The sequence below is a fragment of the Alteromonas salexigens genome (genome assembly GCF_025628895.1).
Taxonomy (GTDB): Bacteria; Pseudomonadota; Gammaproteobacteria; order Enterobacterales; family Alteromonadaceae; genus Alteromonas; species Alteromonas salexigens.
Map to the genome: position 1 here is coordinate 477875 of NZ_JAOTJC010000006.1, position 21531 is coordinate 499405.

Consider the following 21531-nt stretch of genomic DNA (forward strand, 5'->3'; position numbering starts at 1 on the left):
GTAAGTGGACACATCAAGTGTACAGCTTATTACTGTAATTACATTGGCAGCGGCCCTTGCGGGCTGCACCTGGGCCTTGTTAGCCCGCCCTCTGAAGTTATACCAACGGGCCAGCGCGCGTTTTGCTCTCACCAATTTATGCCTGGTGTTGGCTATTCTGGTGAGTCAGTTGCGCACCGAGCAAACGGGTACTTTCGCTTGGGTTCTGGCAGATTCGGCCTTTCTGCTAACCGTACTTGCCTATCAACTGGCCATTACACAGCTTTTTCGACGTAAATTTCGCACCAGACTGGTAGTGAGCGTTATCGGTACTGTGCTTGGCGCTACTGTTCTGGCTGCAGTTGTGCCAATGAGTAAATGGGGGCTGAGCGCACTAATCTACCTGCTTACCGGGGCATGCTTGTTGAGTACGGCGATAACCAAGTACCGGGCGCTATATCATGAGTTTACTCCGTTAGTCGCGCGTTTATTTACCGCACCGGATATTCTGCTCACCGGGCTCATCTTCGTAAAGGTGATGTGCTTGTTATTTGCCCCGGAAGTGGTGGCCGGGTACCTGTTTACACAAGACTACAATAACACCGCATTTTTGTGGGCATTTTTGTCAGTCTTGTTGCTTCTTAATATCACCGCTATGGCGACCACTATCACCCGGTTGATCATGCGCATGAAGTTTCTCGCTCACCGGGATCAGTTAACAGGTCTGTTGAACCGACGCGCGATGTCAGATGAGTTGGACGGCCTATGGCAAGAGCATGAAAACCAACAGCGGGAGTTTTGTGTGTTGATGGTTGATGTTGATCACTTCAAGAAAATTAACGATACCCACGGTCATCATGTGGGCGACTTAGCCATAATTCACCTGGCTAACTCACTACGAAAGCACCTCAGGAAGTCAGATATTTGCAGCCGGTTTGGAGGTGAAGAGTTTCTGGTCGCTCTGCCAGAAACCAGTTTAGCCGCAGCGCAACAGGTAGCGGCTAAACTGGTAATTAACTTCAGTCAGAATAGCTGGTCCCATACCGACACCAGTATTACTGTGAGCGTGGGTATAGCAAGTTCCACACAAGCCAGTTCGTTAGAAATGTTGCTGATCCAGGCAGACCGCGCACTGTATTCTGCAAAATCAGCCGGACGCAATCGTGCCATTGCCTATCAACAAGACGCCGTTTACTCGCTGACCTCTTCGTCTTCCACCTGATGCGCTACTGAAGCTGGTAACGATTTACTGGGTTGTACACCTAATTTCCTGAACTGCTCTATTTGACGCACAATGTTTCCGCGCCCCTGACTTAGCTTATTAAAGGCACCCTCGTAATGCTTTTGGGTGGTATCCAGCGACTTGCCAATCTTTTCCATGTCAGTCACAAAGCCACTGAATTTGTCGTAAAGCTTGGCGGCATGTTGCGCGATTTTCTGCGCATTCTGATTCTGGTATTCGTACTGCCATATATTGTTAATAGTACGCAGTGCAACCAGTAAATTGGTCGGGCTAACCAGCATAATATTGTGGTTTAAGGCCAGCGTGACCAGCTCCGGATCTTCTTCAACAGCTAACAGAAACGCTGGCTCTACCGGTATGAACATCAACACATAGTCCAGGGTGCGCAGACCATCCAAATCCTGATAGTCTTTCGCGCCCAACCCCTTAATATGGCCACGTAGAGACGCCACATGATCTTTAAGGTGCTGTTTACGTGTCTCTTCGTCATCGGTATTAAAGAAGCGCTCATAAGCTGACAGGCTGACCTTTGCATCGATGATCACGTCTTTGTCATTCGGTAAATGCACCACCACGTCAGGCTGCTGTAACTTGCCGTCATGAGAGCGCATGGAGACCTGCGTTTCAAACTCGTGGCCTTCCCGCAAGCCTGATTCTTTTAATATCCGCTCGAGAACCACTTCACCCCAGTTTCCCTGTTTCTTGTTATCACCTTTCAAGGCCATGGTTAACGCGTTAGCTTCTTCGGTGATGCGTTTATTCAGCTCTTTAAGCGACATAATTTCGGTCTTGAGTGAGGCGCGCTCCTGCCCTTCACGGACGTACTGATCACTGATTTGTCGCTTGAATGTTTCGATCTGTTCTTTAAGCGGGGTCAGGATAGACTCCAAGCCTGACTTGCTCTGCTTCGAGAAGTTTTCACTCTTATTCTCGAAAATCTTATTAGCAAGGTTTTCAAACTGGGTTTGCAGACGTTGTTCGGCCGCTTCCATTAATGACAGCTTTTCATCGTGAGAACGCTGGACTTCGGCCATCGTTGCTGCCTGAGCGTCATGACGCGCTTGTAATGCAGCGTGTGCTGACTGGAGCTGCTTATATTCATCCAGCTGAGCGCGATAATCCGTTTGCAGTTGTACAAGCTGCTGAGCTTTTTGCCCTAACTCACCCAGTTGGTTCTGCATACTCATCAGTTCACGGTGCTGTTCGGAAATAACACTTTCTTTCTCAGCCAGTTGCGCATCGCGCTGCTGCTTTAGCTGCTCAAGTTCAGTTTCTGCCTGTGAAACACTTTCTTTCAATGCTGCATGGCGCTGTTTCGTTGCGTTCCTGGCCAGCACGTAGGTCACCAATGCACCGGAGACCACGCCCACGGCCAGCATGGCCAGATGAATTTCATTCAATTGCAACATAGTTAGACAATCCCTGATTTAATTGATCATACAAAAAAGCGGGCACGTTTCCGTCCCCGCCTTTTCTAAACTTATTTAAAAATTATTTTGACAGCTCGCTGTCCAGCTCTGCAATTCTGGCCTGCCAAATTGCTGGCCCCGTTTCATGGGCGTTCGCACCGGTGCTGTCCACCGCAACGGTGACTGGCATATCTTCAACTTCAAATTCGTAGATAGCCTCCATGCCCAGTTCCTCAAACGCCACTACGCGGGATTTCTTAATGGCCTTTGATACCAGGTAAGCGGCACCGCCCACAGCCATCAGGTATACGGCTTTATGTTTCGCAATAGAATCGACGGTGGCAGGTCCTCGCTCAGCTTTCCCGATCATGCCAATCAGGCCGGTTTTATCCAGCATCATGTCGGTAAATTTATCCATGCGTGTGGCCGTGGTAGGACCGGCAGGGCCGACGACCTCGTCGCCCACTGCATCCACAGGGCCAACGTAATAAATAAACCGGTTGGTCAGATCCACGCCCTCGGGCAGGCCTTCGCCATTTTCAAGCATTGTCTGAATGCGTTTATGCGCCGCATCACGGCCGGTTAGCATCTTACCTGACAACAGTACTGTTTCACCGACTTTCCACTCCTGAATGTCGTCTTTTGTGACTTCATCCAAATTCACGCGCCGGGTATTGCTACCCACTTCCCACGTGACCTCAGGCCATTCTTCCAATTTTGGCGCTTTTAACTCAGCCGGGCCTGAGCCGTCTAAGTAAAAGTGTGCGTGACGGGTGGCAGCGCAGTTGGGGATCATGGCTACAGGCTTAGAGGCAGCATGGGTCGGCATTGATTTAATTTTCACGTCAACCACTGTGGTCAATCCGCCAAGACCCTGCGCGCCAATACCGAGTTTATTTACCCGGTCGAAAATTTCCAGCCGCAGCTTCTCATCGGTGGTTTCCGGGCCACGGTCCATTAGTTCCTGAATGTCTACCGGATCCATCAGCGACTCTTTTGCCAGCACGGCTGCTTTTTCAGCTGTACCGCCAATTCCTATCCCAAGCATCCCGGGTGGACACCAGCCTGCCCCCATGGTTGGCAGTGTTTTGACTACCCAGTCTACAATGTCGTCACTGGGGTTTAGCATTACCATTTTAGATTTGTTTTCTGAGCCACCGCCTTTGGCCGCTATCATTACTTCAATTTTATCACCGGGCACCATATCGATGTGCACGACTGCCGGTGTATTGTCTTTGGTGTTGCTTCTTGCGCCAGCCGGATCGGCAACAATAGAGGCACGCAAGGGGTTATCACTGTTGGTGTAGGCGCGTCGGGTACCCTCATCAACCATTTCCTGTACTGTCAAATCGGTTTTATCCCAGCTTACCCCCATCCCGACTTTCACAAAACAAGTCACAATCCCAGTGTCCTGACAAAGCGGTCGTTTGCCTTCAGCTGACATTCTGGAGTTAATCAGGATCTGAGCCATTGCGTCTTTGGCAGCCTGACTCTGCTCTTTTTCATAGGCCTTTTCAACGGCCTTTACATAATCCAGAGGGTGATAGTAAGAAATAAACTGCAGCGCATCTTCAATGCTGTCTATGAAGTCTTGTTGACGGATAACGGTCATGGCATCCTCTTTTGATAGGCTTATCGTGGTCTTAGCCTGCTAAAAAAGCGTATACTAGCGCAACTGGCGCGGTGGCACCAAGAAAATCACACGTTACCGGTTAATGCTTCCGGCGCACCAGTATTGGACTATTAACCCGGCCGATATGTTTTGCCGTTGTCGAGAGGTACGCAGTATTAATACCACATTCGAATCACACACCGTTGTAATTAGCCCACTCCCCGCTACAAATTCAAGGTGTTTAGCTGACATTTTCGAACACTTCTCAGCCAAGCCCTGGTCGGTACTGTTCGATACCGCTGGCAGTAAGCAGAGCAAGGGTCGATATAATATAATGGTCTGGGACCCCGCGCTTACCTGTGAGGCCAAAGACGGCATGGTTACGTTAACCAATGCAGCCAGCGGTGAGTTTACCGAATATCCTGATACCCCGCTGGAAGTCGCCCGTCAGGCATTCCATGAACTCTTTGCCGGAGTACAGTTGTCTGCGTGTAGCAGACAGCATGAACATTTACCGTTTATGGTGGGTGTGGCCGGACTGGCAGGTTACGACCTGGGGCGCTATTACGAAACCCTCCCCTCCCGGGCTGAGGGTGGTTACGCCTGCCCGGATTTGGCACTGGGTTTCTACGAGCAATCACTGATTGAAGATACGCAAACCGGCATTATCTACCATTGTCGGTTATCGCATATAGCTCCATTCCACCCTGTTACCAGTGTGGCCAAGGGGTCTGACTTTAAGCTAACTTCCGGTTGGCAGGCCAACCTGTCACAACACGATTATACGACAGCGCTTAACAAAATAGATGATTACCTCCGAGCGGGCGACTGTTATCAAATTAATATGGCACAACGCTTCCAGGCCAGTTACCAAGGCGATGAATGGCAAGCGTACTGCCACTTGCGGGACACCAATCAGGCACCCTTCTCGGCGTTTATGCGATTACCGAATTCCGCAGTATTGAGTATTTCTCCTGAGCGCTTTTTATCCGTGAGAGAGGGCGTGGTAGAAACCAAACCCATTAAAGGTACCCGTCCCCGTTATGCCGATCCACAACAGGATCAGGAAAGCGCTCAGTCTCTGCTTATGTCAGAAAAAGATCAGGCCGAAAATTTGATGATCGTGGATTTACTGCGCAATGATATCAGTAAAAATTGTCAGGATGGATCGGTCGAAGTGCCACATCTGTTTAAACTGGAAAGCTATGCAGCGGTCCACCATATGGTGAGCACCGTGACGGGCAAACTGAACGACGGTGCATCCCCGCTAGAGTTGCTGGCCGGGGCATTTCCCGGAGGCTCAATCACCGGGGCACCAAAAGTGCGCGCCATGGAGATAATTGACGAACTCGAGCCCCACCGTCGTAATATCTATTGCGGAAGTATGCTATATATGGGGTTCAGGGAAGATATGGATTCAAGTATCTGCATTCGGACATTGTTGGCAGAAAACCATCATCTGTACTGCTGGGCAGGCGGCGGTATTGTGCTGGACTCCAATCCGGCAGATGAATATCAGGAAACCCTGGATAAAGTCGCCAGAATATTACCGGAGCTGACAACCTTTCGTGACCAGAGCTGAGTTTATTAACCGATTTCATCATGCCCGGACTGTGGGTGTTGAACGGGATTACCCGTTAACACGCAAAGGCCGTCCGGCGGCGGTACTGATCCCGCTCGTAGACTATGGTGACTATCTGACAGTGTTGCTCACTGAGCGCGCTCACCACCTTAAGCACCATCCCGGCCAAATCAGTTTCCCTGGCGGGGGGTATGAAGACCAGGATACCAACCTGGTGGCAACCGCGCTGCGTGAAGCAGAAGAGGAAATCGGTCTGCCGCGGAGTCATGCAAACGTCATTGGTTCGTTACCCGACTACCGAACTATCAGCGGCTATACCATCTCCCCGGTGGTCGCATTTATAAACCCTGACTTTGAGGCTGCACTCGACAGTAATGAGGTTGCCAGCATGTTCGAAGCGCCTCTGGCGCATGTGCTGGACAGAAGAAATCACCTTATCCATCACACCCATCGTTCCGGTCGCACGTTTCCGATTTACTTTATTCCCTGGCAAGAACGGATGATCTGGGGAGCCACCGCGGCCATACTCCGCAACCTGTCTCACCATATACACCCGCAACACTAGCAACTAATCTTTACATCTCATTAGCAGGGCTAACCATTCGATTAGCAATACTATGTTGTAGAAATGGCGAAGGCCATGCATGATCGCACTATAAAAATGAAAGGACGACGTACTCTATGATTAGTGTTTTTGATATGTTCAGCATTGGCATTGGGCCTTCCAGTTCGCATACGGTCGGGCCAATGCGCGCGGCGGCCGAGTTTGCTAAAGAGATAACTGGCGCTGACAATACCATTACCAGTGTAAAGGTCGAGCTGTTCGGTTCGTTGGGCCAAACCGGTAAAGGACATGGTACGGGCAAAGCCGTTATCCTTGGCTTATTGGGTGAGCTACCGGAAAGCATCGACGTGGATAAGATTGACGCGATGCTTGAGGGCATCGATAGCCGGCAGTTATTGATGCTGAATGGCGAAAAGGAAATTAAATTTCCCCGCAAAGACGCCATTGTGTTTCATCGCCGTAAAACGTTACGTCGCCACGCGAATGCCCTCACCCTGCATGCATTAAATGGCAAAGAGTGTATTCGTTCGCAGACCTATTACAGTATCGGCGGTGGTTTCATCATCAAAGATGAAGAATTTGAGGATGCGAAAAATCTGGCGATTGGTCAGCAGGCAAAAGTGCCCTACCCATTTAATTCTGCAGCTGAGCTATTAGAGCAATGTCGTACACACGGCCTTTGTATAAGTTCACTGATGCTGAAAAATGAAGCCGTGCACCGTCCTGCTCATGAGGTAAAATCAATCCTGCATGAAATCTGGCAAACCATGAAAGCCTGTATTCAGCGGGGTATTGAAAGCGAAGGCATCTTACCCGGCGGCTTAAAAGTCGTCAGACGTGCCCCTGCGCTGTATCGTCGCCTGCAGACCGAGCATACTACTGATCCTATGCAAACCATGGACTGGGTCAACCTGTTTGCGCTGGCCGTTAACGAAGAAAACGCGGCCGGCGGGCGCGTTGTGACTGCGCCAACCAATGGGGCGGCGGGTATTATTCCCGCTGTGCTGCAATATTTTGACAAGTTTATCCGGCCGGTGGATGCAGATACTGCCTGCCGATTCTTGCTGACTGCTGGCGCTATCGGCATCCTTTATAAAGAAAATGCATCAATTTCTGGCGCCGAAGTGGGTTGCCAGGGCGAAGTTGGTGTAGCGTGTTCCATGGCCGCGGGTGCCCTCACCGAGATCATGGGTGGTACGGTACTGGCAGTAGAGAATGCCGCGGAAATTGGTATGGAGCACAACCTTGGGCTGACCTGTGATCCGGTGGGCGGTCTGGTTCAGGTGCCGTGCATTGAGCGTAATGCCATGGGTGCCATTAAGGCCATCAACGCCTCTCGTCTAGCCCTGCGCGGGAGTGGCGAGCATAAGGTATCTCTGGATAAAGTGATTAAGACGATGCGGGATACCGGCAATGATATGAAAACTAAGTACAAAGAAACCGCCCGCGGCGGTCTGGCGGTTAACATCATCGAGTGCTAACCGCATGTGGGGGCACTGCTATTTAACCGGCAGTGTCACCCCTTTGAACATCTTCTCAACCTCATCATTATTCTTCAGCATCATGGCCTTCTCCACCTTGTCTTTCGTCAGGTGGGGGGCAAACCGCTCGATGAAATCGAACATATAACTGCGCAGAAAAGATCCCTTACGGAAACCTATTTTGGTGGTACTGTAATCGAACAGATGGCTGGCATCGATTTTGACCAGATCGTCATCCAGCTCTTCGTTCACCGCCATCGATGCAATAACACCAATGCCTACCCCCAGCCTGACATAGGTTTTTATTACGTCGGCATCTGTGGCGGTAAATACAATCTTCGGCGTCAGCCCCGCCCGCTCAAAAGCATGATCCAATTCTGAGCGGCCAGTAAAGCCAAACACATAAGTAACCAGGGAATATTTCGCAATATCACTGATCTCGATAGAGGTTTTATTGGCAAGGGGATGCTCTTTATTCACTATCACACTGCGATTCCAGTGATAGCATGGCAACATCACCAGGTCGTTATAAAGGTGTAACGCTTCTGTGGCGATAGCGAAATCAGCTTCGCCTTTCGCAGCCAGATCGCTGATCTGAGAAGGGGTGCCCTGATGCATGTGTAATGAGACTCTGGGATACTTGTTCATGAACCCCTGAATAACATCTGGCAGGGCGTAGCGGGCCTGGGTGTGGGTGGTCGCAATGTTGAGCTTGCCCTGATCCGGTAAGGTATGTTCCCGGGCCACCGCTTTAATACTCTCAACTTTCGCCAGAATTTCCCGGGATATGTTAATTACATCATTACCGGCATCCGTCACGTGGGTCAGGTGTTTGCCGCTACGGCCAAAAATTTGTACGCCTAACTCATCTTCAAGCATTCTTACCTGCTTGCTTATTCCCGGTTGAGAGGTATACAGGCTTTCGGCAGTGGCTGACACGTTGAGGTTGTTATTGACGACCTCGACGATGTATCGCAACTGTTGTAATTTCATAAATCCCCGGCCTTATTTCCAGAAGCTTCCTATATGCCTTTACGTTATAACCAAAACTGTCCATTATTGCTATAGCACTTTGCAGACTTGTCCGCATCAGTAGCAAATTAGTATGGAATTAACCCGTGTGTCCGCTCGCCGGCGACAGAATTAATAATAATCAGAGTACTTATGGCCGATCATCTTCCCTACTCCTCCTCCATCGATTTCTCATCCGTGCTGGCAGCCGCTGTCCACGATATGAAAAATTCGTTATGTTTACTTATTCAGTCCATAGAGAACCTGGCCGATAGCCTGCCTGCTGACAGTTCCGATGCGCATGAACAGGTGGCCAATGTGCACTATGAAGCGTCACGCCTGAACACGAATCTTGTACAAATACTGTCGTTATACCGGGCAGAACTGGAAAGTCTGCCGATAACCGTAGATGAATGCTTCATTGAAGATTTATTCAGCGACGTGCTTGGCTCTAACCGTGTTTATGTGCAGCAAAAAAACTTCGACGTTGAGTTGGCTATGACGGAGCATTTAAGCTGGTACCTGGACAGTGAACTAATTTACCTGCTGATCAACGATATGTTAGTAAACTCACTTCGTTACGGTAAATCAAAAATTCGTCTGTCTGCATTTTCAGAGGGCCAATACCTGGTTTTACGCATTGAAGATGACGGCCCCGGTTACCCCGATTCTATGTTGGTAAACAGTAATACCTGTTTGTCAGAGTTCCAGGTTGGGCAAGGACGGACTGGGCTTGGTTTGTTTTTTGCGCGGTTAATTGCCGCTGCGCATACGCAAGGTGAAATTTGTGGCGAGATTTCACTATCTAATGGTGGTACGCTTGGTGGTGGAGTATTTGAGGTAAAATTACCGTAAACTCTGCCGACACAATAATAATGAATTCAAGCATTTCACAATATTTGAAATGTAAGCAAGCCGGAAACATACATGTTCGCGATAATAATTATTTTAATTGTAGTGCTCATTGTCGCTGCAATTTTCATTAATGCTTTTCAGCAACACCGCGCTAAACTCGAGTCAGAACGGCGTGCCGAACTCGCCAAACAGCGGGCTATCATTGACGAAACTGAAAATGTCATTATGGCGTGCAACACCATGCCAATTTCTCCCCGGCTTACTCAGATATTACATATTCGGGTGCTGAATGCGCTGAAGGTGATGAATGACCTGTCACATTCAGCTGAGATTTCGCAACGTATAAAAGATGCGGAGAAACGGGTTCAAGAGCCAGAGGACAACGCCCCGCCGCCCTCAGAGTTCGTACTGCCTGAAAGTGACAAACTGATTATTCAGTATATACAGGCTGTTAAGAAACTCCGTATTTTGCTTCGAGCCGAACACTCGAAAGGTAAAGTGGACACCAAGACCTACATTGAAGAAGACAAGCAGCTTGAACGGCTGCAGTTGAAAGTTAATGTGGAAACACTTATCCGCCGAGGACGGTCAGGCATGCAGTCCAATATGCTGGGCTCTGCCCGACAATATTTTGAAAAGGCCGTTACGGCGTTGGAGAACCAGACCCAGCAGGACGACTACATCAAAACCCGGATTGCCACGTTACAGGAATGGCTCCACGAAATTCAGAACAACCTGAAAAACGTGAACGCTGAGGATCGCGCCCGTAAGAAAGAAGAAGAGCGTGATGAACTGGATGAATTGTTTGCCCCCAAAAAGAAATGGTAGGCACTAGTATTCGGTATAAGAGAGCGCTACCCGGCGCTCTGCTCACTTCCTACACATTGCTCCCACAAGGCCTGGGCAGCTACTGATAAACCTCCCCGTACTAAGCGTATAAGTCCTACCCGTTTAACCAGTGGGCTGTCGCTGATGTCAATACAGCGTAGGCCCCGGGCTTCCATCTGACCTCGACACAAGGCCGGAACCACTGAAATACCCAACCCCTCGCCAATCAACTGACCCAGCGAGCCCAGCTGACCGGTTTCCGCAATGATATTTACGTTACCGTATTGTTGAGCGGCCTGTTCCGTCCACTTTCTTACCGCAGAGCCACGGTTCATTGCTACAAAGGGATAATTCAGGCAGGTACTCCAGTCTACCTGAGAGCATGCTGCCAGCGCGTGTTCGCCATGTACTACAGCCACAAACCGATCTTCGAACAGCGGCGCAAATACCAGTCGGTCCATAACCTCTGGCTCAAACGTGAAGCCCAGTTCAGCGCGACCGGTAAGCACCCGGTCGATGACAGACTCCATGACGACATCAAGTATTTGTAAACGGATATTCTGATATTGGGTGTGATAACGACTCAGTATTCCGGGCAAGTGAGACTCCGCAAACGACGGCATGGCTGCCAGAGTCAGCTTTCCCTGCTGCATGGCAAACAGATTTTGCATGTCCTGATAGGTTTCATCCCACTCATCTATCAGTCGCCTGGCTGTTGGCAGCAATGTATTGCCTTCCGGGGTCAGATGCACCCGCCGGGTACTGCGAGAAAACAACTTACCTCCGAGTTGTGACTCCATTTTTTTAATCGCCGCCGACAAGGCCGGTTGGGTTAAATGAAGCTTCTCCGCGGCTTCCGCGAAGGTATTTGACTCGGCAACCCGAATAAACGCCAGCATGTTCCGATAGGGTATTGACATTATTCAAATAAATTTATTAATAATATTATAAAATCAATTTTACAAAATTAGTGTGGTCACTGATACTTTTTTTGTTCAGAAAACGGCAAACAGGAGAACACTATGTCGGGTTTCGATAAAGTCGTAACCAGTTATGACGACGCGATGGATGGGCTCAAAGACAACATGACCATTATTGCGGGCGGTTTCGGGTTATGTGGTATCCCGGAAGGACTGATTAATCAGGTTAAGAAAATGGGCACCTCCGGACTCACCATTGTATCAAACAACTGTGGTGTCGATGGCTTTGGTCTCGGCGTCTTGCTGGAAGACAAACAAATAAAGAAAATGGTTTCGTCCTACGTGGGCGAAAATGCCCTGTTTGAAAAACAGTTACTTAACGGTGAGCTGGAAGTAGAACTTACCCCACAAGGCACTCTTGCAGAGAAAATGCGCGCTGGTGGCGCGGGCATACCTGCATTTTTTACCGCCACCGGTTACGGTACTCCCGTAGGTGAAGGTAAGGAAGTTAAAGAATTTAATGGCCGTCCGTACATTCTGGAAGAGTCGATTACCGGTGACTTTGCCATCGTTAAAGCCTGGAAAGCGGATCGTTACGGAAACTGTGTTTATCGTCATACTGCCCAGAACTTTAACCCTATGGCGGCGACAGCCGGAAAAATCACGGTGGTAGAAGTTGAAGAGATTGTGGAGCCCGGTGAACTGGACCCTACACAAATTCACACTCCCGGTATTTATGTGGACCGCGTCATTCAGGGTACCTTTGAAAAACGCATAGAACGCAAAGTACTGGCTAAGGAGGAACGCTAAAATGGCCCTTTCACGTGATCAGATTGCCATGCGCGTGGCAAAAGAATTTCGCGACGGTAACTATGTAAACCTGGGCATTGGGATCCCTACCCTGGCCGCTAACTATGTGCCAGAAGGGATTGATGTCATGTTGCAGTCAGAAAACGGGCTGCTGGGCATGGGGCGTTACCCGACCGAAGCCGAAGTTGATGCGGATATGATTAACGCCGGCAAAGAAACCGTCACTGCCATTACCGGAGCGTCGATTTTCGATTCGGCAGAAAGCTTCGCGATGATCCGCGGCGGGCATGTAGACTTTACCGTACTGGGAGCCTTTGAGGTTGACGTAAATGGCAACATCGCCTCCTGGATGATACCCGGCAAACTGGTAAAGGGTATGGGGGGCGCTATGGACTTGGTAGCTGGCGCCAAAAACATCATCGTCACCATGACCCATGCGGATAAACGGGGCAATTCAAAACTCTTACAAGAGTGCTCATTGCCGCTGACTGGCGTGAACTGCATTACCAGCATCATTACCGATCTTGCGGTGCTGGAAGTAAAAGACGGTGCGTTTCACTTGCTGGAGCGGGCACCGGGCGTCAGCGTAGATGAAATTCGTGAAAAGACGGCCGGTAAACTGGTGGTAGAAGGTGACGTGCCGGAGATGCAGCTCGATTAACGGGCGGACGATTGTGTTCGGAAGCGGAAATACCTGCATTTAACAGGCGTTTTCACCTCCGGCACATCACACTATTAATTCAGGCGGCAGAAAGCCGCCTGAATTGTTCCCGCTTCAGCCTTTCACTTACTTCACCTTTCAGAGATAATGGCAGCGTAAATTTTAATGAGGCCAGCCATTGCAAGTTAGTGAACTCCCCGTACACCATAAAATCATTTCCCGCCTGACCGACAAAGGCATTGTTGAACTGACAGAAATTCAGCAGCGAACCATGCTCCCGGCGTTGCAGGGCAAGGACATCATTGCGTCGTCTAAAACCGGTTCGGGTAAAACCTTTGCGTTTCTGGTGCCGGCTATACATCGGCTGGTCACGTCCAAACCACTGAGCAGGCAGGACCCTCGGGTGCTCATACTGGCGCCTACCCGTGAGCTGGCAAAGCAGGTGTTCATTGAAGCCAAACAGTTGTGTACCAATCAGTCACTACAATGTGCACTAATTGTGGGCGGTGAAAATTATAATGACCAGGTGAAGGCGCTTCGTCGTACGCCGCATATCGTTGTGGGAACCGCCGGACGTATCGCTGACCACCTGAATGACAAATCGTTTTTCCTGAACGGCCTTGAAATGCTTATTTATGATGAAGCCGACCGGATGCTGGACTTGGGCTTTGCACCTCAGTTGTCGCTAATTAATCGTTATGCCGACCACCGTAAACGCCAGACAATGCTGTTCTCCGCGACCCTGGATAATATTGAGCTGAAGCACCTGTCGGGGGATTTCTTGCGTGCGCCGGTACGTATCGCAGTAGGAGAATCCACCGCCCAGCATGCGGATATTCAGCAACACTGCTATTTTGCCGACAATGTGAGTCACAAAGATAATTTGCTTACCCACTGTCTGCAACAAACCGCGTTTAATCAAGCGGTTGTGTTTACCGCGACGCGGGAAGACACTGACCGGCTGACAACGTTGCTGAATGAGCAACAAATGGAAGCCATTGCCCTGCGGGGAGATTTACCGCAGAACCAGCGGGCTAATATTATGAGTGAGTTTAGCCGCGGACGTCACAGTATACTGGTAACCACTGACGTGGCATCCAGAGGGCTGGATCTAAGAAAAGTCGGGCTGGTTATTAACTTCGATTTGCCCAAACAGGCCGATGAATACATTCACCGGATTGGCCGAACCGGACGCGCAGGCGAAAAAGGCACGGCGCTGTCTTTTGTGGGGCCTCGTGACTGGCAGAGTTTTGTTGCTATCCGATCCCATGTCCAATATCCCATAGCTGCAGAGCCTCATCCGGAACTTCCCGCTAAGTTCAGTGGCAAAACAGAACGCAAGAAAGTGCAGCCCGGTAGCCAAACGGCAACACAACCGTCAGGTAAAAAAGCCCAGTCAGCTACGGATAAAAAGAAAAAGCGGGTGGATACAATGGAAGGGGAAGAAACCGGTTTTGCACCGTTGAGAAGAAAGAAGCAGGATAATAATCCCGAAGAGCAATAGTAGTGTCAGGGTGGTTTGTCCGAATTCGGTGAAGCCACCCTTACTGACTAAACAGTGTACCTGCTAGTATTCCCACCAGCACTCTTGCCACCAGTCAAGAAACTCTTCGAAGTCGATGTAGCCATCGTTGTTACTGTCAATCAGCTTGAAGCCTTCTTCTACATGACTGGCCTTGGTTTTTGGCGATAACACGGTCAGTAACTCAACGAATTCGGTCAGATCGATCTGGCCGTTACCGTCTCTGTCAAAGAAGCTGAAGTCGCTTCTGATCTCTGCAATCTTATCTTCTGAAAGCTGGGCGTTCACTTACTTTTCCCTTAATTACTACTTCTATGGAAAACCAGTGTAACGCCCCTGCAGAGCGCTGTCTATGCTTGTTTTTGCTGTGCTTTGAGCGCCCGTTCACGCTGCGCCCGTGCCTTTTCCAGACGTTTCTGCTCCATCACTTCGCGGGCTTCAGTGCCAACATGTTCTTGCTTACGGGCTTTCGCTAAATTCACCTGCTTTTCACGCTCACGAAAGCGGGCAAGTTGCTCTTCGGTATGCGTACCGTAGCAATGCGGACAACTCACGCCAGACTCGTATTTTTCGCTTTGTTTATCTTCTTCAGTAATCGGCAGACGGCAGGCGTAACACTGGTCATAACGACTTTTTTGCAGATCATGATCAACCGCTACCCGGTTATCAAACACGAAGCAGTCACCTTCCCACAAAGATTCCTCTTTAGGCACCTCCTGAAGGTACTGCAAAATGCCCCCTTCCAGATGATACACTTCATTAAAGCCCTGTTCTTTCAGGTACGCCGTCGACTTTTCGCAGCGGATGCCGCCGGTACAGAACATTGCGACTTTTTTATGCTTCGCCGGGTCCATCTCCCGCTCCACATACTGAGGGAACTCACGGAAAGTTTCGGTTTTCGGATCTACGGCATTTTTAAAGGTACCGATGTCAATCTCGTACCCGTTACGGGTGTCTATGACCAGTACATCCGGATCGCTGATTAGCGCATTCCAGTCTTTAGGTTTCACATAAGTGCCGACTGTCTGACGCGGATCAATACCTTCTACCCCCATCGTAACAATCTCTTTTTTGAGCTTTACTTTGGTGCGGTAAAACGGCTGCTCTTCATGCAGTGATTCTTTACAGGAGATGGGGTTTATCCGCTCGTCGCTGTTCAGATACGCAAGCAGCGCATCAATCCCTTCACGAGGTCCGGATACGGTACCGTTTATGCCTTCATGGGCCAGTAATAAGGTACCTTTGATATCGTTAGCCACCATCACATCGTGGAGGGGCTGACGCATTGCTTCGAAATTATCCAGCGCAACGAACTTGTACATCGCGCAGACGATGAATTTAGACATATAACTTCTCTTTGCTTATTGGAACGTAAAACCAGTGCAAAATGCGGCGGCGACTATAGCAAAATTGGCCATCAGACGCCAGAGGGGGCTAGGCGGCGAAGCGTTCGGCTTGTTTAACCAATTCATCCAGCAAGGTTGGGTCTTCATCTATAGTATCTGCGGTCACGGTTTTCTGGTGGGCTTGCTGCGTGGCCAGCGAGCAATTGCTCAATATATCTGCTGACAACTTCTTGCTGTCATTGCGCAGTGTGTGCGGATCAGGGTGCATACACTGCCACAACCTGGCATCGTCCACTGTGCCGCTGCTAAGTAACCGGGACGTAGTCTGATTAACCCCGCCCTCAGATGCATCCAGGGGCGGCCGTCGATAGTAATTCAGCCGTGCAGGGAAATTACTGTCACTAACCGCTTCCTCTTCCTGACTGAGTACCTGAGCAGGTGGAACCCCACTGCCCAGCTGTAACGCCAGCAATAAAGAGAAACTGGCACCCTGCCCGGCCGCCTGGGCTAGCTTACCCTGCCACTCCAGTTGATTAACCGGATGGAGCTGTATTGTCGAATCCGTCGGTGTCATAGCAAGCAGCGTTAATGAAGATATTTTATTATCGACAACCAGACGGGTTTACTTAACCACTTCGCACTACGACAGGCGAAATTTTCGTCGCCCGGATACCACGAGGAAAGGATTTTTCTCGACGTCCTTGCGGTAACCGGGAATTTAATTGATGATGTTATGCAGTTCACACATAGCGATACCAAGCTGGTAAGTGCATGAAATATGCTGATAAACAGATATTGATCATTGAAGATCAACGCCCGTTTCTATTGCTTTTACGCGGGTTACTGAATGCCATGGGGGCGACCAGCGTGGTGACGAAGTCCTCGGCGGAACAAGGCCTTTCACTGTGTCGGAAGCAAAAATACGACATCATTATCTGCGACCTGCACCTGGGGGCAGATAAGAAAAACGGCTTTGAACTGATTGAGGAACTGCGCATTCGTAAGCTTATCAAGCCGTCCGCCATATTTCTTATCATCAGCGCCGACAGTGCCCGGCCCATCGTATTAGGTTCTATTGAGCGCAGGCCGGATGATTATCTGATTAAGCCGTTTTCGCAGGCACAACTGAAATCACGTCTTGCCCGTAGCTGGCAAAAGCGGCAATTCCTGCAGCCAGTTTATGCAGCCGTATTTGAAGAGGAATGGGATAAAGCCATTGATAATGCCGAGCAACTGGCAGCACAGACGTCCCCTTATCAGCGCACGTGCGAGCAACTACTGGTGGAACTTTACTGGGAAGTCGGCGATGCGCAAAAAGCATTACAGGTGTTAAAGCCCTATGAGGACAATAAGCAAGTCATGTGGGCTCAGATAGCGCTGGGCAAAACCTACCTGAAACTTGAACAACCGGAAAACGCGTTGGAAATTGCGCAGGCTGTCCTGCAAAAGAATCGCTTCAGTCCGGACGCCCACGACATCATGGCCGAGGCACATGATAAGCTGAACCATGGCCCCGAGGCTGAACTGGCCATCCAGCAAGCAATTAAGTTATCCCCTTACTCTTTACCGCGGCATTTCGCAGCCTGTTATATTGGCTGGCATAACCGAAACTTTGTCCTCACCGCCGAATCAAGTAAAGCTATCTGGGAATTGTCTAAACATACGGTTCATCAGTCGGTAAGCAACTGGTGTGGTTATGTGCGCAGTATGTTGGATGCTGCTGAGCATACTGAGGACAGACGAACAAAAAACCGTTACCAGCAAGAGGCCCTGCTGGCTTTACAGCGAGGCAAGTTAGAGGATGTACTGGTACGCCACCGCGACACATTCGATGTGGATATATACGAACAGGTGATGTCAGCACGGGTAAACGCGCTGGATGGCAAAATGCTGGATGCCAAACGTCAGTTGGCTGCCTCTCAGCAGGCAATTTTAGATAAATTTGATAACTACCCACTGGACTTCGCTCCCGATAGCCTGAAAGTCATGTATGACATTGGCGAATATGACGACTTGCTCCCCCTTAAGAAGCTAATGGAACTCAACGAGGCGGATCTGGACCCCAGCAGTCTTGAACTGATGCGCAGAGAGGAACTGAGTGCGTCGGAGAAGCAGGCTAACTACCAACAGTTTAACCGTCAGGGAATTGACTTGTATCAGCAGGGGCAGTACGAGAAAGCCCGTGAGGCATTTATGCTCGCCCAATCATTTGCCCCCGTGAATACCGGGGTTGCGCTCAACCTGCTACAGTGTTTAATCAAGATACTGGATAAAAGCGATAAGCCAGAAGCTGAGCATATTAAAGAATGCCGGCGAATCTACAAACTTATTGAAAATATGCCACTGAAATTGCAGCACCAGGAAAAGCTGGAAGCTTTACAGGCTGACCTGTTTAACTATATAGGATAAGCGCTATGCAACAAGTTAAAGGAATGATGATGTGCGGTTCAGCCATGCTGGTATTGGCGGCTTGTTCGTCGGCACCGCCGTGCGAGGACATTTTGGAAGTGAATCACCAACTAAAGACCTGTCAGTCACTGGCAAAGATTATGACAGATAACCGCTACCCTCAGCAGGCTCTCACCGCCCGCAAGCGATATCAACAGGAATGTGAAGATATGCGTTACTACCGGGACGGCTATGACACTATCTGCAAAGGCAATCAACCTGCCATTGGTCAGCGCCAGGAGCGCCAGCCTCCGGTGACGCCCGTCGCCCCGGAGTATTAAGCGTGGTCGAGTAAGTCTTCCAGATCTGCCACCATCTCATCGAGCTCAGTTATTAGATGACGCTTCTGCGCTGCCGTGAACGTACTGGCTATTTCAGCAATCATCTTTGTATACAGCTCGCGGTTTTGTTGACGTTTCAATTGATAGTCCGGGCTTCGGTAATTATCAGGGTTTGACATCACCGTCACCAGTTCGTCGGTAAACGCCGGGTTACTGTCGCGTAAAATAAACAATTTGCGGCCCGCATTCTGGATATTCCGGCGATACGTAATCCAATCGCCAAAGGTCGATGCATATTGCGGCGCATACCGCTTTATAATGCGCTTTTGCTGGTCACTCAACTCCCCTATTCTGTCTTCAAGGTTATCGGTCATATCGTCTATCCGCTGTTCTAGCCGTTCCTCTTCAGGCTCTTGCATACGCTCACGATATTCTTCTTCCTCTTCTTTGTTGTCTTCTTCCAGAGCCGCGAATAAACGAATCACCTGTTCATCATTAAGCGTAGTTGCCAGCTGCGCCAGCTCGGGGGCTATTTCTTCTCTTAACCTTATCCAGTGTGCTGTGGCTTTTTCGAGGTGATCGTTTATCACCTGTGGCGTGAGGCGATCTTCAGTGATATCCGTGCGAATGGTCTGTAGCTGGGCAATATAGTGGTTAAGCTCTTCATTGCGGTGCCAGTTAATCCAGCGCTGAAGATGGCGATCAAACACCTTTTCCTGATGGTCGGTAAGCTCCACATAATCATCCATATACCAATAAACTAACCAGTCGAGATTATTATAGGCCAGCTTCGACGAACACCCGGCCAACATAATTGCCAGCAACGCTACACACAGTTTTTTCATTACGCTTCCCATCGAATTAACTTGCTTATTAGTCACTCTGCATTGAATTTGGTTTCGCACTACAATGTAACTGAGTATGTCAGCGCCAAGTGCAGTCCCCTGGCTCCACGCTTGTTGTATCTTGATTTACCATCGCACGGCTGGCAAGGTTAATCGCAGGCTGACGCAGCCAATACGTTTTGTACACAATGAAAGGATGAATAACGTGCCAAAAACTATCGCCGTACTGACATCAGGTGGTGACGCACCGGGAATGAATGCGTGTATACGGGCTATTGTACTGGCCTGCGAACGTGAGAATTACACCGTCTACGGCTATCTACACGGATATAACGGGCTGTTGAACCAGGAATACACCCAGCTTCACGCTGAACGGGTGCATAACTTAAACCAGCTGGGCGGCACCATACTACACAGCGCCCGCTGTCGGGAGTTTAAAACCCAGGATGCGGCTGAACGCGCCGCCGCCAATCTTGACGCCCTGGAAGTAGATATGCTGATTGTTATCGGCGGTGACGGCTCTTTCCGCGGGGCTATGCATCTGAGTAACTACTGGGACGGACAAATTATTGGTATCCCGGGCACCATCGATAACGATATTAACGGCACCGATGCCACCATTGGCTATTACACTGCCATCGAAACCGCAGTGGACTCTATTGATAAAGTCAGGGATACCGCCGATGCATTCGAACGAATATTTCTGGTGGAAGTCATGGGCCGGCATGCGGGCTTTCTGGGATTAAGCGCGGCACTGGCTTCAGCGTCGGACTTTGTACTACTTCCCGAATTATTTGAAAGCGAGGCGGCCACCCTGAAACAAATCGGTGAGCAGCTCAGTGAGCGTCGGGAGCAACGGGGCAATATCAGTTACATTATTGTGCTGGCTGAAAACCTGTGGCCCGGCGGTATTAATAAGCTAGCCGAAAAATTGCAGTCACTAACCCAATCTGAAGTCCGGCCTGTCATCCTCGGCCATGTTCAGCGGGGCGGCGCACCAGTGAGTCAGGACCGGATTATGGCCATGAAATTAGGTGCCCATGCGGTGTCATTGGCCGGCAGTCAGACCAACTGTGTGATGGTAGGTGAAAGATATGGCAAGCCGTGTGAGGTTCCCTTGCCCGTCACCTGGTCTGAGCCCAAACCCCTCAGTGACAGCGACGTCAATACCATGAAGCAACTCATGAATAACCGTTACGCGTAACCCTTTTCCTTAGTCCGGTTGGTCATTAACACGCTTGAGGGAGTGGATGCTGGCTATACCGGCGCACCCACCCGGGGTTGTTGCTGCATGACGATGTGTTTTTACATCTTCATCGCCGCTTTGACTTTATCACGGTGACTACGACTGACTTTCAGTTCAGTATCGTTTTGCAGGATAAGATGATATTCGCCGCTGATATGGCTCACCAGCTTTTTCACAAAGCGGATATTGGCAATGGCAGAACGGTGGACCCGTACAAACCACTGGGGATTAAGTTCCTGCTCAAGCTCTTTCATGGTTTTACGCATAATATGCATACCATCCAAGGCATGGACACACATGTAATCACCGGCAGCATCTATCCACTGAATATCCTTCACATTTACACGGGTCACTTCCGAACCATCTTTAATGGCCAACACATCCGGGTAAGGGTTGGTATCAACAGGCTCCCCTTTAGCCAGTTTCCGCAATATCTCTTCACAATCATCACCGGTAAGTTCTGCCACCAGATTCACCAATTTGCGTGACTGCTCATCCTGATACTGAGTCGAAAAATACTCTCTGACCTTGTCCAGCGCAGCTTTTAAGCGCGTGTCGTCAGCTGGTTTGAGCAGATAATCCAGGGCGTGGACGTCAAATGCTTTAATGGCATAACTGTCGTACGCGGTCACAAACACAATCATGGGTACAGGTTGTTGGAGCTCTCGCAATTTATGGATGACCTGGAAACCGTTTAATCCCGGCATCTGAATGTCCAGAAACACCAAATCAGGACGGTGCTGGGTAATCGCATTTACTGCATCGACACCGTTCTGACACTCGGCCACGACCTCCACATCTTCATGACGCTCTAGACGCGCCCGCAAGCCTCTTCTGGCAAGCGGTTCATCGTCTACCACTATTGTTCTAATTTTATTTTCGGTCAT

Annotated in this window: 21 protein-coding genes; 12 read left to right on the forward strand and 9 right to left on the reverse strand. The window is 49.8% G+C overall.

Annotation, left to right across the window (positions count from 1 at the left end):
- Positions 1-4 precede the first annotated feature (4 nt).
- A complete protein-coding gene (locus OCL06_RS06240) occupies positions 5-1201 on the forward strand; it encodes a GGDEF domain-containing protein (protein WP_262992873.1) in 1197 nt (398 codons plus the stop codon).
- On the opposite strand, the gene rmuC is transcribed toward OCL06_RS06240, so the two are convergent.
- Positions 1171-2631: a DNA recombination protein RmuC gene (gene rmuC / locus OCL06_RS06245; protein WP_262992874.1), complete on the reverse strand. Its 1461-nt coding sequence runs from the start codon at positions 2629-2631 to the stop codon at positions 1171-1173. The two genes, OCL06_RS06240 and rmuC, sit on opposite strands and share 31 nt — an antisense overlap.
- 82 nt (positions 2632-2713) lie before the next feature.
- Entirely contained in the window at positions 2714-4243 is a 1530-nt protein-coding gene (locus OCL06_RS06250; protein WP_262992875.1) for a fumarate hydratase, read from the reverse strand.
- 145 nt (positions 4244-4388) lie between these two features.
- Between OCL06_RS06250 and pabB the strand changes: the two genes are divergently transcribed.
- From pabB to OCL06_RS06265, 3 genes are all read left to right on the forward strand, one after another.
- Positions 4389-5825 (forward strand): aminodeoxychorismate synthase component I, encoded by a 1437-nt coding sequence (gene pabB, locus OCL06_RS06255; protein WP_262993122.1) that lies wholly within the window; start codon positions 4389-4391, stop codon positions 5823-5825.
- The gene (locus tag OCL06_RS06260) at positions 5812-6390 is read left to right on the forward strand and encodes a CoA pyrophosphatase (RefSeq protein WP_262992876.1); all 579 of its coding nucleotides are present in this window, start codon (positions 5812-5814) and stop codon (positions 6388-6390) included. The genes pabB and OCL06_RS06260 overlap by 14 nt, the downstream gene beginning before the upstream one ends.
- Before the next feature lie 116 nt (positions 6391-6506).
- Positions 6507-7871 (forward strand): L-serine ammonia-lyase, encoded by a 1365-nt coding sequence (locus tag OCL06_RS06265; protein WP_262992877.1) that lies wholly within the window; start codon positions 6507-6509, stop codon positions 7869-7871.
- Positions 7872-7889: 18 nt separating this feature from the next.
- Here the strand turns inward: OCL06_RS06265 and cysB are convergent, their stop codons facing one another.
- On the reverse strand, positions 7890-8864 hold the full coding sequence (cysB, locus tag OCL06_RS06270; RefSeq protein ID WP_262992878.1) for an HTH-type transcriptional regulator CysB: 975 nt from the start codon (positions 8862-8864) through the stop codon (positions 7890-7892).
- 171 nt (positions 8865-9035) lie between these two features.
- On the opposite strand from cysB, the gene OCL06_RS06275 reads away from it, so the two are divergent.
- Both OCL06_RS06275 and OCL06_RS06280 read left to right on the forward strand, forming a co-directional pair.
- Complete coding sequence (locus OCL06_RS06275) at positions 9036-9737, forward strand: sensor histidine kinase (protein ID WP_262992879.1); 702 nt, start codon at positions 9036-9038, stop codon at positions 9735-9737.
- A gap of 72 nt (positions 9738-9809) precedes the next feature.
- Positions 9810-10565, forward strand: a complete 756-nt coding sequence (locus OCL06_RS06280; RefSeq protein WP_262992880.1) for a hypothetical protein — start codon at positions 9810-9812, stop codon at positions 10563-10565.
- A 26-nt stretch (positions 10566-10591) separates the two neighbouring features.
- Here the strand turns inward: OCL06_RS06280 and OCL06_RS06285 are convergent, their stop codons facing one another.
- A complete protein-coding gene (locus OCL06_RS06285; protein WP_262992881.1) occupies positions 10592-11485 on the reverse strand; it encodes a LysR family transcriptional regulator in 894 nt (297 codons plus the stop codon).
- Between the two features lie 102 nt (positions 11486-11587).
- On the opposite strand from OCL06_RS06285, the gene OCL06_RS06290 reads away from it, so the two are divergent.
- The 3 genes from OCL06_RS06290 to OCL06_RS06300 all read left to right on the forward strand — a co-directional run bounded on the left by OCL06_RS06290 (position 11588) and on the right by OCL06_RS06300 (position 14460).
- Entirely contained in the window at positions 11588-12295 is a 708-nt protein-coding gene (locus tag OCL06_RS06290; protein WP_262992882.1) for a CoA transferase subunit A, read from the forward strand.
- A 1-nt stretch (position 12296) separates the two neighbouring features.
- On the forward strand, positions 12297-12956 hold the full coding sequence (locus OCL06_RS06295) for a CoA transferase subunit B (protein ID WP_262992883.1): 660 nt from the start codon (positions 12297-12299) through the stop codon (positions 12954-12956).
- Between the two features lie 178 nt (positions 12957-13134).
- The gene (locus OCL06_RS06300; RefSeq protein WP_262992884.1) at positions 13135-14460 is read left to right on the forward strand and encodes a DEAD/DEAH box helicase; all 1326 of its coding nucleotides are present in this window, start codon (positions 13135-13137) and stop codon (positions 14458-14460) included.
- Between the two features lie 63 nt (positions 14461-14523).
- On the opposite strand, the gene OCL06_RS06305 is transcribed toward OCL06_RS06300, so the two are convergent.
- The 3 genes from OCL06_RS06305 to OCL06_RS06315 all read right to left on the reverse strand — a co-directional run bounded on the left by OCL06_RS06305 (position 14524) and on the right by OCL06_RS06315 (position 16398).
- Positions 14524-14766: an EF-hand domain-containing protein gene (locus tag OCL06_RS06305; protein WP_262992885.1), complete on the reverse strand. Its 243-nt coding sequence runs from the start codon at positions 14764-14766 to the stop codon at positions 14524-14526.
- A gap of 62 nt (positions 14767-14828) precedes the next feature.
- The gene (gene trhO, locus OCL06_RS06310) at positions 14829-15824 is read right to left on the reverse strand and encodes an oxygen-dependent tRNA uridine(34) hydroxylase TrhO (RefSeq protein ID WP_262992886.1); all 996 of its coding nucleotides are present in this window, start codon (positions 15822-15824) and stop codon (positions 14829-14831) included.
- Positions 15825-15912: 88 nt separating this feature from the next.
- A complete protein-coding gene (locus OCL06_RS06315) occupies positions 15913-16398 on the reverse strand; it encodes a VC2046/SO_2500 family protein (protein ID WP_262992887.1) in 486 nt (161 codons plus the stop codon).
- Positions 16399-16595: 197 nt separating this feature from the next.
- Between OCL06_RS06315 and OCL06_RS06320 the strand changes: the two genes are divergently transcribed.
- Positions 16596-18233, forward strand: a complete 1638-nt coding sequence (locus OCL06_RS06320) for a response regulator (protein WP_262992888.1) — start codon at positions 16596-16598, stop codon at positions 18231-18233.
- Between the two features lie 5 nt (positions 18234-18238).
- The gene (locus OCL06_RS06325) at positions 18239-18553 is read left to right on the forward strand and encodes a hypothetical protein (RefSeq protein WP_262992889.1); all 315 of its coding nucleotides are present in this window, start codon (positions 18239-18241) and stop codon (positions 18551-18553) included.
- Here OCL06_RS06325 and OCL06_RS06330 read toward each other — a convergent pair.
- Positions 18550-19398 carry a DUF6279 family lipoprotein gene (locus OCL06_RS06330; protein ID WP_262992890.1) on the reverse strand — a complete coding sequence of 283 codons (849 nt, stop codon included), beginning with the start codon at positions 19396-19398 and terminating at the stop codon, positions 18550-18552. The genes OCL06_RS06325 and OCL06_RS06330 overlap by 4 nt on opposite strands.
- Before the next feature lie 196 nt (positions 19399-19594).
- Here OCL06_RS06330 and OCL06_RS06335 point away from each other — a divergent pair, with 196 nt between their 5' ends.
- A complete protein-coding gene (locus OCL06_RS06335; RefSeq protein ID WP_373318446.1) occupies positions 19595-20602 on the forward strand; it encodes a 6-phosphofructokinase in 1008 nt (335 codons plus the stop codon).
- A gap of 101 nt (positions 20603-20703) precedes the next feature.
- Here OCL06_RS06335 and OCL06_RS06340 read toward each other — a convergent pair whose 3' ends face one another.
- Positions 20704-21531, reverse strand: a complete 828-nt coding sequence (locus OCL06_RS06340; protein WP_262992892.1) for a LytR/AlgR family response regulator transcription factor — start codon at positions 21529-21531, stop codon at positions 20704-20706.

Coding starts and splice junctions, on each gene's coding strand:
- OCL06_RS06250 (WP_262992875.1), bottom strand. CDS start 4,243: ATGACCGTTATCCGTCAACAAGACTTCATAGACAGCATTGAAGATGCG.
- cysB (WP_262992878.1), bottom strand. CDS start 8,864: ATGAAATTACAACAGTTGCGATACATCGTCGAGGTCGTCAATAACAAC.
- OCL06_RS06290 (WP_262992882.1), top strand. CDS start 11,588: ATGTCGGGTTTCGATAAAGTCGTAACCAGTTATGACGACGCGATGGAT.
- OCL06_RS06265 (WP_262992877.1), top strand. CDS start 6,507: ATGATTAGTGTTTTTGATATGTTCAGCATTGGCATTGGGCCTTCCAGT.
- OCL06_RS06320 (WP_262992888.1), top strand. CDS start 16,596: ATGAAATATGCTGATAAACAGATATTGATCATTGAAGATCAACGCCCG.
- OCL06_RS06285 (WP_262992881.1), bottom strand. CDS start 11,485: ATGTCAATACCCTATCGGAACATGCTGGCGTTTATTCGGGTTGCCGAG.
- OCL06_RS06330 (WP_262992890.1), bottom strand. CDS start 19,398: ATGAAAAAACTGTGTGTAGCGTTGCTGGCAATTATGTTGGCCGGGTGT.
- OCL06_RS06325 (WP_262992889.1), top strand. CDS start 18,239: ATGCAACAAGTTAAAGGAATGATGATGTGCGGTTCAGCCATGCTGGTA.
- OCL06_RS06335 (WP_373318446.1), top strand. CDS start 19,595: ATGAATAACGTGCCAAAAACTATCGCCGTACTGACATCAGGTGGTGAC.
- trhO (WP_262992886.1), bottom strand. CDS start 15,824: ATGTCTAAATTCATCGTCTGCGCGATGTACAAGTTCGTTGCGCTGGAT.
- OCL06_RS06275 (WP_262992879.1), top strand. CDS start 9,036: ATGGCCGATCATCTTCCCTACTCCTCCTCCATCGATTTCTCATCCGTG.
- rmuC (WP_262992874.1), bottom strand. CDS start 2,631: ATGTTGCAATTGAATGAAATTCATCTGGCCATGCTGGCCGTGGGCGTG.
- OCL06_RS06340 (WP_262992892.1), bottom strand. CDS start 21,531: ATGACCGAAAATAAAATTAGAACAATAGTGGTAGACGATGAACCGCTT.
- pabB (WP_262993122.1), top strand. CDS start 4,389: ATGTTTTGCCGTTGTCGAGAGGTACGCAGTATTAATACCACATTCGAA.
- OCL06_RS06280 (WP_262992880.1), top strand. CDS start 9,810: ATGTTCGCGATAATAATTATTTTAATTGTAGTGCTCATTGTCGCTGCA.
- OCL06_RS06295 (WP_262992883.1), top strand. CDS start 12,297: ATGGCCCTTTCACGTGATCAGATTGCCATGCGCGTGGCAAAAGAATTT.
- OCL06_RS06315 (WP_262992887.1), bottom strand. CDS start 16,398: ATGACACCGACGGATTCGACAATACAGCTCCATCCGGTTAATCAACTG.